This window comes from Zhengella sp. (assembly GCF_041397485.1).
Taxonomy (GTDB): Bacteria; Pseudomonadota; Alphaproteobacteria; order Rhizobiales; family Rhizobiaceae; genus Zhengella.
The window spans coordinates 539399-553765 of sequence record NZ_JAWKWO010000003.1 but is presented as its reverse complement, the minus strand read 5'-3'; the positions used below and the strand labels follow the sequence as shown (position 1 = coordinate 553765).

Here is a 14367-nt window from a genome sequence, read left to right as displayed (position 1 = left end):
AACACGCCCTCCTCTGGGAGCCGTTTTCGCTCCCTGACAGGGCCGCCCACGCACGCATTGCGGCAACGGCCCACGGGACATGTCAATAAAACACCGGGCATTTCGGCCCGGCGCTGGCGTGTGGTTAGTCCGGCGGGCAAGGAATGTCAAGCGCTGCGGACACCTGCCGAAGGTTGCGCGATGCCGGCGCACTTGCCACACTTGTTCCCGGGAGGTGTCCCATGACCGGAAACTATGATCCCTATGTGCCGCTCAACGTCCTCAAGCCTCTGGCCGAGGACATATGGATCGTCGACGGCCCGGTGCTTCATTGGGGCTATGGCATCCCCGTCACATGGCCGTTTCCCACGCGCATGACTGTGATCCGACTGCCCGATGGCGGCATCTGGCTTCACTCGCCCACGTATCCCGACGAACGACTGGTCGAAGAGATCGCCGCCATCGGACCGGTGTCCCATATCGTGTCCCCCAACCTCATCCACCATGTTTCCATCGCCCCGTGGGCAAGCCGATTTCCGGCAGCCCGGACCTGGGCATCGCCCGGCGTGCGCAAACGATCCGGGTTGGCGTTTACCGACGATCTGGCAGACAGTCCGCCGCCCGAATGGGTGGAAGTGATCGACCAGCGCATCGCGCGGGGCAGTTCCGTACTCAACGAGGTGGTTTTCTTCCACGTCCCGTCGCGCACACTGATCCTTGCTGACCTGATCGAGAATTTCGAGGAGGAGCGGCTGCACGGCTGGCTGGCCCGCCTGATGTACCGGCTGATCGGCGTCATGGCACCGCACGGCCGCGCCCCGCGCGACCTGCGCGCAACCTTCCGCGGCCACCACGACCGCCTGCGCCCCGCCGTCGACTGGATGATCGACTGCGACCCTGAACGCATCATCATTGCCCATGGCAAGTGGTTCGAGACCGGCGGCGCGGCGGAACTGCGCCGCGCCTTCGACTGGGTACAGCCCTGAGCGGACCCGCGCGCCATGGAAGGGTGCGCGGCCCCGCAGTCAAGAGGGACCGTGCAGGCGTCGGTCAGCCGATCTTGCCGCCGCCCTGCTTCGTCACAGCCACGACGGCGGGACGGACCGGCAGCGCAGCGTCGAAATCAGGCCAGCGCGTCGCCGGATTCTCGAAGGTTGCAAGCCCCTCGTCGCCAGGATGCTGGACGGCGCAGAAGGCCGTGGTGCCATCCGGCGAGAACAGCGGGCCGCACAGTTCCGCGCCTACCGGCACGCGGAAGAACAGCCGGGACGTGCCGCGCGCCGCGCCTTCGGTGTCGACCGCCCACAACCCGTCCGTGCGGCCGGTTTTCTTGCCCGAATTGCCGTCCGTGGCGACCCAGAGGCGGCCGTCGGCATCGATGGCGCAATTGTCCGGCATGCCGAACCAGCCATTGGCCGTGGTGGCCGACGAGAAGGTCGCGCCGACTTCCGCGATCGACGGGTCGCCGCACTTGACCAGGATCTCCCAGGTCGAGCGCGTCGCCGCGAAATCGCCATCGGCCTCGGTGATCTCGATGATGTGGCCGAAGGCATTGTTGGCGCGCGGATTGGCTGCGTTCTCGTCACCTTCCTTGCGCTTGGTGTTGTTGGTCAGCATGACGTAGACCTTGCCGGTCTTGCCATTGGGCTGGACATCCTCGGGACGGTCCATCTTGGTGGCGCCGAGGAGATCGGCGGCGCGGCGTGTTTCGATCAGCACGTCGGCCTGGCTGTCGAAGCCGTTTTCCGCCGTCAGCGGGCCTTCGCCATGGGTCAGCGGCATCCAGTCCAGCGTACCGTCATCGTTGAAGCGGGCGACGTGGAGCGTGCCCTCGTCGAGCAGGTTCATGTTGGCCGCACGGTCATCCGCGTTGAACGTGCCGGCGGTGACGAACTTGTAGACGTAGTCGAAGCGCTCGTCGTCGCCCGTGTAGAGCACGACACGGCCGTCCTTGTTGATGATGGTCTCGCAACCCTCGTGCTTGACGCGCCCGATGGCCGTGCGCTTCTTCGGCTTCGAGGTCGGGTCCATCACGTCCACTTCGACAACCCAGCCGAAGCGATTGGCCTCGTTCGGCTCTTTCGTCACGTCGAAGCGGTCATGGAACCGGCCCCACTCGTACCAGCCGGCCGGCACGCCAAGGCGCTTGTAATTGGCGGCCTCGCGGTGGCCTTCCGGCAGTTCGCCCAGGAAGTAGCCGTGGAAGTTCTCTTCCGCCATCAGGTAGGTGCCCCAGGGCGTCACGCCGCCGGCGCAATTGTTGATCGTGCCGAGCACCCTCGTTCCGGTCGCATCGGCCGCGGTCTTCACGCGGTCATGGCCGGCGACAGGCCCGCTCAGCACCATTTCCGTCATCGGCGTGATGCGGCGGTTCATCTTGCCGTCCAGCACCGGCTGCCACTTGCCATTTTCCTTGCGGATTTCGATGACCGTGCCGCCATGCGCCGCCATCTCGATGTCGACGAGGTCCTTCGTGAACTCGCCCATCTTCACCTTCTCCTTGCCTTCTGCGTCCTTCTCGACGCGGGCAAAGCCGGGGAACATCAGTTCCGCATTGGTGTATTCATGGTTGACGACCAGCAGGCCGTGATCCGGGTTTCCGTCCAGCGGGATGAAGCCGACATAGTCGTTGTTGTAGCCGAACTGGCGCGCCTGGTCGGCAGCCGTCTGGTTCATCGGGTCGAAGTCCGGCGAATCGGCGAACACCTTGTCACCCCAGCGCAGCAGGACGTCGGCGTCATAGCCTTCGGCAACATGGTGCATCTCGTCGACACCGGCTTCCACTTCCGGAAAGTTGAAGGCGCTGGCGGATGCCGCGCGCGCTTCGTCTGCCACCATGATCGCCATCGGGCTGACCGTCGCGGCAATCGCGCTGACAGCCAGCGTGCCGCGCAGGAAGGAGCGGCGCGAGAAACGGGCGTTGATGACATCGCCCATGGTCGGGTTGGCACTCGCGTTGCGGCCGATATCCTCGGATTCCTCGCGGATGTCGGTTGGCGTCTTGATGTCATGCGAATGGATCGTCATGGCTGGCCCTCTGTGTCTGTCTGGCAAATAGCTGGATCGTTCCCGCCCTGGCTGGAGCGGGAATGGCGCGACACTAGCGGCGCTCCATTACAGCGGCATGACGCGGCAACGGCTCAAGTGACGGCGTAGAACCCGAATCCGCGCATGAGGCGCGCAAGCGCCGGATCGGGATTGCCGGAGGTGAAATGGGCCATGTCCGCCAGGCCCGACCGTCCCGCGCGTTCACCCGCCCCCTGCGCTTCCCAGACGGCGAGCGCGCGCCGTGCGATGGCCTCCGAAGGGTCGATCCAGTCCACCGGCCAGGGCGCGGTCTTGCGCATCCGGTTGACGAGAAACGGGTAATGCGTGCAGGCCAGAACCACGATATCGGTGCGCCGCCCGTCCTGGTCGATGAAGCATGGCGCGATCTCGGTTCGCACCGCATCCTCATTCACGAAGCCCCTTCGCATGTAGGTCTCGGCCAGCTCCGCCAGCACCTGCGAGCCGACCAGGCGGACATGGCATTTCGATGCCCATTTGGCGATCAGGTCGCGGGTATATTGCCGCTTCACCGTGCCCGGTGTGGCGAGAACCGACACGAGCCCGCTGGCGGTGCGCTCCGCCGCCGGCTTGATGGCCGGCACAGTACCGACAAAGGCCTGGTCCGGATAGACGATGCGCAGATGGTCAATCGCCAGTGTCGAGGCCGTATTGCAGGCGATGACGGCGACATCGGGCGCAAAACGCGCCAGCAATTCACCGAACAGCGCGGTCAGGCGCGCCTTCAGCGCCGCCTCCTCCCACCCGCCATAGGGGAAGGCTGCGTCATCGGCCACGTAAACATAGCGATGGTCGGGAAGCAGTATCCGGGCCTCTTTCACGACCGAGAGCCCGCCAATGCCGCTGTCGAAGAAGAGGATCGTTCCGTTCATGCCGCCCCAAAGGCCTCTTGCCGCGCTCAGCCTTCCGGCGGCCCGTCGCCACGCTTGCGGTCGGGCGTGAACTTGTCAAGCGATGTGACGATGCCACGCAGCACATCGATCTCCGGGGCGAAGAAACCCGGCCGGGTGAAAACGGCGCGCAGGTTGTCCACCATGCGTGCCCGCTTTTCAGGCGGCCGGAAATAGCCGCGCTTGTCCAGCGCTTCTTCCAGGTAGGTCAGGAAGCTGACGAGCTGGCCCCGCCGCGCCGGTTCCATCCGGGGACCGGAGAAATTCGTCCATGTTTCGCTTTCGAGCCCGCTTTTCATCCACTCATAGCTCATCAGCAGCACGGCTTGCGCAATGTTCAGCGACGCAAAGGCCGGATTGACCGGAAAGGTGACGATTTCGTCCGCCAGGCTCACCTCCTCGTTCGACAGGCCGAAACGTTCGCGCCCGAAGAGTATGGCCGTGCGCTGACCGGCCACATGGCGCGGGCGCAGCATGCGGCAGGCCTCCACCGGCCCGCGAACCGTCTTGAACCCGTCGCGCAGGCGCGCTGTTGTCGCGAAGACGAATTCCATGTCGCCGATCGCCTCGGCCAGGGTATCGAAGACCAGAACACCGTCGATGACGTGATCGGCCTTGCTGGCCGCCGCCCGCGCCTTTTCGGAAGGCCAGCCGTCGCGCGGGTTGACCAGCCTGAGTTCGGCAAGCCCGAAATTCGCCATGGCCCGCGCGACCATGCCGATATTCTCACCCAGTTGCGGCTCCACCAGCACGACGGCAGGGCCGTCCGCTATGAGGTTCTGATGTTTGTCTGTTCCAGCCATGGCGTGGCGTTAGCCCGAAACCGCTTCCCGGTCAAAGCCTTCAGGCCCGCCCCGCCGCAAACGCGATGATTTCCGCGGCCACGCGTTCCGGCTGCTCGTGCAGGATCCAGTGACTCGCCCCGCCGATGCGCCGGATGGTCAGATCGGCCGCGAAGCGTTCAAGCCCGCTCAGGCAGGCTTGCGTCAGCGCGATGTCATCCTCGCCCCAGAGAATGAGATGCGGCATCCCGACCCGCAGCGCATCCTCCGGCATCGCCAGCAGCGGGGCTTCCACCTTGTCAGCCTCCAGGTCGGGCACGACAACGGGCGATGCGCGGTACCAGTTGAGCATCGCCTCCACCGCGCCGGTTTGCCGCCATTGCGCCTTGTAGGCTTCGCGCAGGTCGTCGCCGAGCCAGTCCGTGGCGGAGAAACCGGCCATCATGTTCATGAGCTTTTCGAAATCGTTGGCCGAAAGCAGGCTTGCCGCATCGCTGGCCCTCAGCCGGTTCATGTACTGGCTGGCCGCCCGCTGGCCCGGATCGTTGACGATGGCGTTCTGGAAACACCACGGATGCACGCCATTGGCCACGGTCAGCCGGGCAATGCGCGCTGGCTTCGCAAAGGCCATCGCATAGGCAACCGCTGAACCCCAGTCATGCCCCAGCAGATGAAATGGTTCATCCGGCGACAACCTGTCGGCAAACGCGAACATGTCGGCCACCAGGTGGCGCGTCTGGTAAGCCTCGACACCGCGCGGCTTGGGCGAGCGGTTGAAGCCACGCTGGTCCGGTGCGACGACGTGGAACGCACCGGCCAGCAGCGGCATGATGGCCTCGTGGGCAAGCCAGGATTCCGGAAAACCGTGCAGGCAGAGCAAAAGCGGCTTGTCCGCCTGCCCGGCCTCGGCATAGTGGAAAGTGCCGGCGGGCAGATCTGCCTTCGAAAACCGGATGCTCATCTCGTTTTTTCTCCCGTTTTGGCGGCACGAGCCTGTTTTGCACATATGCACCAAGAGCATGACTTTGCCTTGGCGGAAGCCGGTGCTATAGGGGCGTCAAAATCCGACCCGTCAGCACAGCGGCGCGCTGCCGCATCTCCAATACGAGGAAATAACATGGCGAAGATCAAGGTGGCCAACCCGGTTGTCGAACTCGACGGCGACGAGATGACCCGGATCATCTGGCAGTTCATCAAGGACAAGCTGATCCACCCCTATCTCGACATCGACCTGAAATACTATGATCTCGGGATCGAGAAGCGTGACGAGACCGACGACCAGATCACCGTGGACGCCGCCAATGCAATCAAGGAGCATGGCGTCGGCGTGAAATGCGCCACCATCACCCCGGACGAGGCCCGCGTCGAGGAATTCGGCCTGAAGCGCATGTACCGCTCGCCGAACGGCACCATCCGCAACATCCTGGGTGGCGTCATCTTTCGCGAGCCGATCATCTGCAAGAACGTGCCGCGCCTGGTGCCCGGCTGGACGCAGCCGATCATCGTCGGCCGTCACGCCTTCGGAGACCAGTACCGCGCCACCGACTTCCGCTTCCCCGGCAAGGGCAGGCTGACGATCAAGTTTGTCGGCGACGATGGCACCGAGATCGAGCACGAGGTCTTCCAGGCGCCGGGTTCGGGCGTCGCCATGGCGATGTACAACCTTGACGATTCGATCCGCGACTTCGCCCGCGCCTCGATGAACTACGCCCTGCAGCGCAAGGTGCCCTGCTATCTCTCCACCAAGAACACGATCCTCAAAGCCTATGACGGCCGCTTCAAGGACATCTTCCAGGAGATTTACGAAGCCGAGTTCGTCGAGAAGTTCAAGGAAGCCAAGATCTGGTACGAACACCGCCTGATCGACGACATGGTGGCGGCTTCACTGAAGTGGTCGGGCGGCTATGTCTGGGCCTGCAAGAACTATGACGGCGATGTGCAATCCGACACGGTGGCACAGGGCTTCGGCTCGCTCGGCCTGATGACGTCCGTGCTGATGACGCCGGATGGCAAGACCGTCGAGGCCGAGGCCGCGCACGGCACCGTGACCCGCCATTACCGCCAGCACCAGAAGGGCGAAGAGACCTCGACCAACTCGATCGCCTCCATTTTCGCCTGGACGCGTGGTCTGGCCCATCGCGCCAAGCTGGATGACAATGCCGAACTGGCACGTTTCGCCGACACGCTTGAGAAGGTCTGCGTGAACACCGTCGAATCGGGCTTCATGACCAAGGATCTGGCGCTTCTCATCGGACCCGATCAGCCCTGGCTGTCGACGACGGGCTTCCTCGACAAGATCGACGAGAACCTGCAAAAGGCCATGGGCTGAAACGCTAGCCTTCCTGGCTGAATGAGCAAACCGGCGCCCCAAGGCGCCGGTTTTGTTTTTTCCGCGAAAACAGTCTCGCAACCCGCGATTCCGGGCCATTTTTCGTCGAACGAAACCAATGCTCTGCGCATCCGGCAACGATGACGGACGCGCTGTCGGGCCGCACGCATTGCCCGCCGGCACGCCCCAACCGGCCCGATAAAATCAGGCTGAAAAAAGTGAGACGTTTTTCACATTTCAGTGAGATAGCACTGGAATTTATTAGCGTTTCATTGTTAATTGCGAACTGCGCGACGCGGTCACCGCACACATCCGGCCACGTCGTGAAGCGCTGCCGTTGCCACCGCCCCCGGTCTTCGGCAGCGCGCCCTTTTTGGGGCTCTTCCCAATACGAAAACGGTTGAACCGATACGCTGGACGGCAAGGAAGCGGCGCGCCACCAGATGGTCGTTGCATGTCTGACCGATCGCAAGGCGGGCCGCCGGCCAGGTCATCCCGACCGGCCGGCAATGCGCCGGCATCTTTCTGACCACGCCCTGCGGCCAAAGAAAAAGGGCGTTGTCCGAACCGGCAACGCCCCTTCGTTTTCCTTGCATGGAACCGGGAACGAACATGCGTCCCGGCGAACGCATCACCCCAGCGCAGACCGCACGGCTGCAATGGCCGCATCCGCCCTTGAAGCGTCGGGACCACCGGCCTGCGCCATGTCCGGACGCCCGCCGCCGCCTTTTCCACCCAATGCTTCAGAGGCGATGCGGACAAGTTCGACCGCCGAGAAACGGTCGGTCATGTCGGCGGTCACGGCGACCACGACGCTGGCTTTTCCGTCATCGCCCTTGCCGACAAAGACGACCACGCCGGAGCCAAGCGCCTGCTTGCCTTCATCGGCCAGTGGCTTCAGGTCGCGCGGCGAAACGCCTTCCACAACCCGGCCCATGAATTTCACGCCGGCGATGTCTTCCGCGCCGCCGCCATCCGCGGACCCGCCTCCGCCAAGCGCCAGCTTGCGCTTGGCCTCGGCCAATTCACGTTCCAGCTTCTTGCGTTCATCCAGAACCTGCTCCAAACGCGCAACGGCATCCGCCGGCGCGACCTTCAGCGCAGCCGCCATGTCACGCACCCGCCGGTCCTGCTCGTCGAGATAGCGCCGCGCGTCCTCCCCGGTCAGGGCCTCGATGCGCCGGACACCGGAGGCGACCGCGTTTTCCCCGACCACGCGGACAAGACCGATATCGCCCGTGGCACGGACATGGGTACCCCCGCACAGTTCCACCGAATAGGGCTTGCCCGCCTTTTCGCCATGCAGTCCCGTTCCCATGGAAACCACGCGCACCTCGTCGCCGTATTTCTCCCCGAACAGCGCCATCGCGCCGGCCGCAATGGCATCGTCAACCGCCATCAGCCGGGTTGTGACCGGAGCATTCTGCACCACGATCTCGTTGGCAATATCCTCGATGCGCTTGAGTTCCTGATCCGAAATCGGCTTGGGGTGGGAAAAGTCGAATCGCAGCCGGTCGGGCGCGACGAGAGAGCCTTTCTGCGCAACATGCGTGCCCAGAACCTCGCGCAATGCCTCATGGACCAAATGCGTCGCGGAATGATTTGCCCGCAAGCGTGTCCGCCGCGACGCATCGACGATCAGTTCTGCCTCTTCGCCGGTCTTTACGACACCCTCGCTCACGGTTCCGCTGTGGACGAACAGACCTTCAGCCTTTTTCTGGGTGTCGGTGACGCGAACAACGAACCCTTCGCCGGCAATCACGCCGGTATCGCCCATCTGGCCACCGGATTCGCCATAGAACGGCGTCTGGTTCACGACGACCGAGACATTCTCGCCCTCGCCTGCCCGCTCAACGGCCTTGCCGTCCTGCACCAGCGCAAGGATGACGCCTTCCGCGCTTTCCGTTTCATAACCGAGGAATTCGGTCGCGCCGAACTTTTCACGCAGCTCGAACCAGACGGTTTCGGTCCGGGCCTCGCCGGAACCGGCCCAATTGGCGCGCGCCTCGGCCTTCTGGCGGTCCATGGCGGACTTGAAGGCATCCGTATCGACACCGATGCCGCGCTGGCGAAGCGCGTCCTGCGTCAGGTCAAGCGGAAAACCGTAGGTGTCATAAAGCTTGAATGCCGTTTCGCCATCGAGTTCGCCGCCGGCCTCGATATCGCCGGTCGCCTCTTCCAGAAGCGATAGGCCGCGCGCCAGAGTCTTGCGGAAACGGCTTTCCTCCAGGCGCAGCGTTTCCGTGATCAGGTCCTTGCCACGGACAAGTTCCGGGTAGGCCTGCCCCATCTCGCGCAGCAGCGCGGGAACAAGACGCCACATCAGCGGCTCCTGCGCACCGAGCAATTGCGCATGACGCATGGCCCTGCGCATGATGCGGCGCAGCACATACCCACGCCCCTCGTTGGAGGGCAGCACGCCGTCGGCAATCAGGAAGCTGGAAGCGCGCAGGTGATCGGCAATCACCCGGTGGCTCGCGCGGAACTTGCCTTCCGCCTCCACGCCGGTCGCCTCTTCCGAAGCGCGGATCAGGGCCTTGAAGAGATCGATGTCGTAATTGTCATGCTCGCCTTGCAGCACAGCGGCAATCCGCTCAAGGCCCATGCCCGTGTCGATGGAAGGACGCGGCAGCTCCACCCGCTCCTCCTTCGTCACCTGCTCATACTGCATGAAGACAAGGTTCCAGATCTCGATGAACCGGTCGCCATCCTCGTCGGGACTTCCGGGCGGGCCACCGGGAATCTTGTCGCCATGGTCGAAGAAGATCTCCGAACAGGGGCCGCACGGACCGGTGTCGCCCATTGCCCAGAAATTGTCCGAGGTCGCGATGCGGATGATCCTGTCGTCGGAAAGACCGGCAATCTTCTTCCAGTGATCTGCTGCCTCGTCATCGGTATGGTAGACCGTGACAAGCAGCCGGTCCCGGGCAAGGCCGAATTCCCTGGTGATCAGCTCCCAGGCAAGGCGGATGGCCTCTTCCTTGAAATAGTCGCCGAACGAGAAGTTGCCGAGCATTTCGAAGAACGTGTGATGGCGGGCGGTATAGCCGACATTGTCGAGGTCATTGTGCTTGCCTCCCGCACGCACGCATTTCTGCGATGTCGCGGCGCGGTTGTAGTCGCGCTTTTCAAGTCCGGTGAAGACATTCTTGAACTGCACCATGCCCGCATTGGTGAACATCAATGTCGGATCGTTGCGGGGCACAAGCGGGCTGGAAGCAACTGCCTCATGTCCGTTTCTGGCAAAGAAGTCGAGAAAAGCCGACCGGATCTCGTTTACGCCACTCATGGTTTCCGTCCCGATAAGAAATGGTGCCCGCCGGTTGGGCGGGCTTGCTGTCATCGCCTTTTAGCTTTCGGCATCCGCACTGTCCAGAACGCTGCCCGGCCGCGCCACGGCCACCGGACGCAAAAGACCGCATGACGTCAGGACACGCCATGCAGCCTTGTCTTGCAACATCATATGCGCCTTAGGTGCCGCTGGCTTCGTCGCCCACGTCACCATCACCATCGCCGCTGTCAAGGAAGCCGTCGGCGATCAGTCCGGCATTCTGCCGAAGCGCGGTCTCGATCTCGTTGGCGACTTCGCGATTGTCGCGCAGGAACTGTTTGGCATTCTCCCGACCCTGGCCAAGCCGCTGGGAATTGTAGGAGAACCAGGCCCCGGACTTCTCGACGATGCCGGCCTTGACGCCAAGATCGATCAATTCGCCCACCTTGGAGACACCTTCCCCGTACATGATGTCGAATTCGACCTGCTTGAAGGGCGGCGCCATCTTGTTCTTCACCACCTTCACACGCGTCTGGTTGCCAACCACCTCGTCGCGATCCTTGACGGAGCCGATGCGGCGGATGTCGAGGCGGACCGAGGCGTAGAATTTCAGCGCGTTGCCGCCCGTCGTCGTCTCCGGCGAACCGAACATGACACCGATCTTCATGCGGATCTGGTTGATGAAGATCACCATCGTGTTCGAGCGCGAAATGGAAGCCGTCAGCTTTCTCAGTGCCTGGCTCATCAGCCGCGCCTGCATGCCCGGAAGCGAATCGCCCATTTCGCCCTCGATTTCCGCACGCGGCGTCAGCGCCGCCACCGAATCGACCACGAGGACATCCACTGCCCCGGAACGCACCAGCGTATCGGCGATTTCCAGCGCCTGCTCGCCCGTGTCGGGCTGCGAGATGAGCAGGTTTTCCAGATCGACGCCAAGCTTGCGCGCATAAACCGGATCGAGCGCATGCTCGGCATCCACGAATGCGCAAATGCCGCCCTTCTTCTGCGCCTCGGCCACGGTCTGGAGCGCCATCGTTGTCTTGCCCGAACTTTCCGGGCCGTAAATCTCGATGATGCGCCCCTTGGGAAGACCGCCAATGCCAAGCGCGATGTCCAGTCCGAGCGAGCCTGTCGACACCGTCTCGATCTCGACCACCTGCTCGTTCTGGCCGAGCCGCATGATCGAGCCCTTGCCGAATGCGCGTTCGATCTGCGAAAGCGCAGCGTCGAGTGCCTTTGACTTGTCCACTGATTTGTCCTCAACGAGCCGTAACGAATTCTGCGCCATGATATACACCTTGTTCCCCGACTTGAACGATCGGGCGCCGCAACGCCGTAATATTTTTGTACGCCATTTGTTCCGCCTTGACAAGGCTTTCAACATGCTGTTTTCAAAGGATGTTCAAATTTTGTTCCGAACCATCCGGATCGACATGGAACCGTTTCGTGCCTGCTGCCTGCGCGCTTCCGGCCGGCCGCCGTCCACCGGCGGGCCGATCGGCGATTCGCCGGACGCGGCGTCGCCGGCTGGCAAATGTGGGGTGGCCGCGTGACGTCGCCGTCAATCCTGCGTCTGTTTGCCGCCGGCGGCGCCCATGTCGACAGGCGCGGACGCCTTTGCGTGCCGTTCACGCCGGGCGCCTCGCATCCTGGTACCATGCGCGAGACCGTGGGCGGAGGTGCCTTCAATGCCGCCCGGGCCGCGGCCGGCCGCGGGGCGCTTGTTTCGCTTCTGTCCGCCAGGGGCGGAGACGCCGGCGGCACGAGGATCGCCGACGCCATCGCGCATGCCGGTTTGCACGATCTGGGTGCCACATTTCTCGATCGCGCATCCCCCTCCTACACCTCGGTCCTCGGTGAAGATGGCGAGCAGATCGTAGGGCTTGCCGACATGGCGCTTTACGAAACGGCATTCGACCGGCTGCTGCGCCGCAAGCGCGTGCGCGACGCGTTGAGGGAAGCGGACGCCATTCTTGCGGATGCCAACCTGCCTGCATCGGCTATGGGGCGCCTTGTCGCGCTTGCCGGAGACCGGCCGCTTCATGCCATGGCCATCTCGCCGGCCAAGGCGCTGCACTGGCGGCCGGTGCTGCGTCATGTCGCCTGCCTGTTCTGCAACCAGGCCGAGGCTGCGGCGCTCACGGGGCGCGCACCGGGCACACCGGCGCCGGCCCTTGCCGATGCCTTGTCAGCGCTTGGCGTCCGGCGCGCCATGGTGACAGCCGGTGGCGGCCCCCTGACGCTGCTCGATGCCGGACAGGTGACGACGTTGCACCCGCCCCCCGCCCGCGCGATCGATGTCACCGGTGCAGGCGATGCGTTGACAGGAGCGGCGGTCGCTGCCCTGATGCGGAACCGGAACCTGCGCGACGCTGCCATGGAAGGGCTCGCCGCCGCCGCGCTGGCGGTGGAAACCGTGGCCTCCGCTCCGGATCTGGCAGGAGCACCCTATCAGGATCGCCTGATCGAAACCCGGAGACTGAACGGAACATGACAGACCGGATATTGGATATTGCGCCGGATGTGGCCGCCGCACTGGCCGCCGGAAAGCCGGTCGTGGCGCTGGAGTCGACGATCATCACCCACGGCATGCCGTTTCCCGACAATGAGGCCATGGCGGAATCGGTGGAATCGATGGTGCGCGACCATGGCGCCACGCCAGCCACGATTGCCGTCATGGATGGCCGCCTGAAGATCGGACTTTCGGCATCCCAGCGGCGGGCGCTGGCCGGCACGAAGGGCGCCATGAAGCTCAGCCGCGCCGATCTCGCCTATGCCATGACGACCGGCGCTACAGGCGGAACCACCGTCGCCGCCACCATGATCGCCGCCGCCCGGGCCGGCATCGGGGTCTTTGCCACCGGCGGCATCGGCGGCGTTCACAAGGGTGCGGAACAGAGTTTCGACATTTCAGCCGATCTGGCCGAACTCGCACGCACGCCGGTCATCGTCGTGTCGGCCGGACCAAAGGCCATCCTCGACATACCCAAGACATTGGAAGTGCTTGAGACAAATGGCGTTCCGGTGGTTGCCTTCGGCACGCGCACCATGCCCGCATTCTGGTCGCGCAGTTCGCCCTGGGAGGCACCGCTGACCATCGACAGCGCCGACGGCATCGCCCGCTTCCAGGCCATGCGCGCGGCGCTCGGCATCGAGGGCGGAATGCTGGTCGCCAATCCGGTTCCCGAGGCTGACGAAATCCCGTCCGCCGAGATGAACCGCCATATTGCAGAGGCACAGGCAGAAGCGGAAGCAAAGGGCGTGAGCGGCAAGGCTGTCACGCCCTTCCTGCTGGCCCGGATTGTCGAACTGACCGGCGGTCGCAGCCTCGCCACCAACATTGCGCTGGTCAAGAACAATGCGCGGCTGGCCGCGGACATTGCCGCCGCGCTGGCCGGTTGAACGCGCCAGCGGCCAGGCGAAATGAAACTGGCGTGGCCGGCGGACAGGGCAGCGCGTTTCGGTCAGCCCGGCATGATTGGGTGCACCTGCGGTCCCGGCGCACCGGCCGGCCAGGGCGCGCCTGGCTGTCCGGCATTCGCTGCACAGACGGAGAAACATTAACCGGAATGAAACAAGCAACAGGATTTAATTCAAATGCGGACGTCGCCGTTAATCATTCCGCCGATTGACCGGTGACATTAGGCAAAGTTTTCCATAGGTTTGCGATCGTGTAAGCTTCAATGTCCGAAAAAGGATCCGCAGCGGTGAAAATGACGCATCGCCAGAGCAACGGTAGCCACGCGCTGGTTTTCGAACTGGTCGAAGCATTTCGTGCCTCGTCAGACGCCCTGGATGAGGCCATTGAAACCAATGATGCGGCCCGGATCACACAGATCGACAGCCACCTTTCCTCGCTTTGGCATGAACTTGTAGCCTATGAGCCGGGAACGAAGGCCGAAGCCCGTGAACTGCTCGCCTTCCTGCTATGCGAACTGGCCCCGAACGCCGGTTCGTCTTCCGTGCAAAGCGACGCGGTTTCAGGCATCCTGCGCCTTTTCGACATGCACGGGGACAATTTCCGCGGCTGAAACGGGCTGCCGCCTTCAA

The 14367-nt window shown here is 63.7% G+C and carries 12 protein-coding genes; 6 read left to right on the top strand and 6 right to left on the bottom strand.

The genetic code is table 11. The annotated features are described in order from the left end of the window. Nucleotides 1–221: 221 nt before the first annotated feature. Complete coding sequence (locus R3D65_RS12225) at nucleotides 222–965, top strand: DUF4336 domain-containing protein (RefSeq protein WP_371275496.1); 744 nt, start codon at nucleotides 222–224, stop codon at nucleotides 963–965. A gap of 64 nt (nucleotides 966–1029) precedes the next feature. On the opposite strand, the gene R3D65_RS12220 is transcribed toward R3D65_RS12225, so the two are convergent. From R3D65_RS12220 to R3D65_RS12205, 4 genes are all read right to left on the bottom strand, one after another. Continuing rightward, on the bottom strand, nucleotides 1030–3006 hold the full coding sequence (locus tag R3D65_RS12220) for a PhoX family phosphatase (protein WP_371275495.1): 1977 nt from the start codon (nucleotides 3004–3006) through the stop codon (nucleotides 1030–1032). A gap of 113 nt (nucleotides 3007–3119) precedes the next feature. Then, nucleotides 3120–3917, bottom strand: coding sequence for a glutamate racemase (gene murI / locus R3D65_RS12215; protein WP_371275494.1), 798 nt, complete (start codon nucleotides 3915–3917; stop codon nucleotides 3120–3122). Between the two features lie 26 nt (nucleotides 3918–3943). Beyond that, complete coding sequence (locus R3D65_RS12210) at nucleotides 3944–4738, bottom strand: RNA methyltransferase (RefSeq protein WP_371275493.1); 795 nt, start codon at nucleotides 4736–4738, stop codon at nucleotides 3944–3946. Between the two features lie 40 nt (nucleotides 4739–4778). Continuing rightward, nucleotides 4779–5678 (bottom strand): alpha/beta fold hydrolase, encoded by a 900-nt coding sequence (locus R3D65_RS12205; protein WP_371275492.1) that lies wholly within the window; start codon nucleotides 5676–5678, stop codon nucleotides 4779–4781. 156 nt (nucleotides 5679–5834) lie between these two features. Between R3D65_RS12205 and R3D65_RS12200 the strand changes: the two genes are divergently transcribed. Further along, complete coding sequence (locus R3D65_RS12200) at nucleotides 5835–7046, top strand: NADP-dependent isocitrate dehydrogenase (protein ID WP_371275490.1); 1212 nt, start codon at nucleotides 5835–5837, stop codon at nucleotides 7044–7046. A gap of 631 nt (nucleotides 7047–7677) precedes the next feature. Here R3D65_RS12200 and alaS read toward each other — a convergent pair. Then, nucleotides 7678–10335 carry an alanine--tRNA ligase gene (gene alaS / locus R3D65_RS12195; protein ID WP_371275489.1) on the bottom strand — a complete coding sequence of 886 codons (2658 nt, stop codon included), beginning with the start codon at nucleotides 10333–10335 and terminating at the stop codon, nucleotides 7678–7680. Nucleotides 10336–10516: 181 nt separating this feature from the next. Next, complete coding sequence (recA, locus tag R3D65_RS12190) at nucleotides 10517–11605, bottom strand: recombinase RecA (protein WP_371275488.1); 1089 nt, start codon at nucleotides 11603–11605, stop codon at nucleotides 10517–10519. Here recA and R3D65_RS12185 point away from each other — a divergent pair. The 4 genes from R3D65_RS12185 (at nucleotide 11604) to R3D65_RS12170 (ending at nucleotide 14348) form a co-directional block, all read left to right on the top strand. Beyond that, the gene (locus tag R3D65_RS12185; RefSeq protein ID WP_371275487.1) at nucleotides 11604–11870 is read left to right on the top strand and encodes a hypothetical protein; all 267 of its coding nucleotides are present in this window, start codon (nucleotides 11604–11606) and stop codon (nucleotides 11868–11870) included. The two genes, recA and R3D65_RS12185, sit on opposite strands and share 2 nt — an antisense overlap. Further along, nucleotides 11867–12811, top strand: a complete 945-nt coding sequence (locus R3D65_RS12180) for a PfkB family carbohydrate kinase (RefSeq protein WP_371275486.1) — start codon at nucleotides 11867–11869, stop codon at nucleotides 12809–12811. Before R3D65_RS12185 ends, R3D65_RS12180 begins: the two co-directional genes overlap by 4 nt. Further along, nucleotides 12808–13719 carry a pseudouridine-5'-phosphate glycosidase gene (locus R3D65_RS12175; RefSeq protein WP_371275485.1) on the top strand — a complete coding sequence of 304 codons (912 nt, stop codon included), beginning with the start codon at nucleotides 12808–12810 and terminating at the stop codon, nucleotides 13717–13719. The genes R3D65_RS12180 and R3D65_RS12175 overlap by 4 nt, the downstream gene beginning before the upstream one ends. Nucleotides 13720–14024: 305 nt before the next feature. Beyond that, nucleotides 14025–14348 (top strand): hypothetical protein, encoded by a 324-nt coding sequence (locus tag R3D65_RS12170; protein ID WP_371275484.1) that lies wholly within the window; start codon nucleotides 14025–14027, stop codon nucleotides 14346–14348. Nucleotides 14349–14367 lie beyond the last annotated feature (19 nt).

Coding starts and splice junctions, on each gene's coding strand:
- alaS (WP_371275489.1), bottom strand. CDS start 10,335: ATGAGTGGCGTAAACGAGATCCGGTCGGCTTTTCTCGACTTCTTTGCC.
- R3D65_RS12185 (WP_371275487.1), top strand. CDS start 11,604: ATGATATACACCTTGTTCCCCGACTTGAACGATCGGGCGCCGCAACGC.
- R3D65_RS12200 (WP_371275490.1), top strand. CDS start 5,835: ATGGCGAAGATCAAGGTGGCCAACCCGGTTGTCGAACTCGACGGCGAC.
- R3D65_RS12225 (WP_371275496.1), top strand. CDS start 222: ATGACCGGAAACTATGATCCCTATGTGCCGCTCAACGTCCTCAAGCCT.
- recA (WP_371275488.1), bottom strand. CDS start 11,605: ATGGCGCAGAATTCGTTACGGCTCGTTGAGGACAAATCAGTGGACAAG.
- R3D65_RS12205 (WP_371275492.1), bottom strand. CDS start 5,678: ATGAGCATCCGGTTTTCGAAGGCAGATCTGCCCGCCGGCACTTTCCAC.
- R3D65_RS12175 (WP_371275485.1), top strand. CDS start 12,808: ATGACAGACCGGATATTGGATATTGCGCCGGATGTGGCCGCCGCACTG.
- murI (WP_371275494.1), bottom strand. CDS start 3,917: ATGAACGGAACGATCCTCTTCTTCGACAGCGGCATTGGCGGGCTCTCG.
- R3D65_RS12220 (WP_371275495.1), bottom strand. CDS start 3,006: ATGACGATCCATTCGCATGACATCAAGACGCCAACCGACATCCGCGAG.
- R3D65_RS12210 (WP_371275493.1), bottom strand. CDS start 4,738: ATGGCTGGAACAGACAAACATCAGAACCTCATAGCGGACGGCCCTGCC.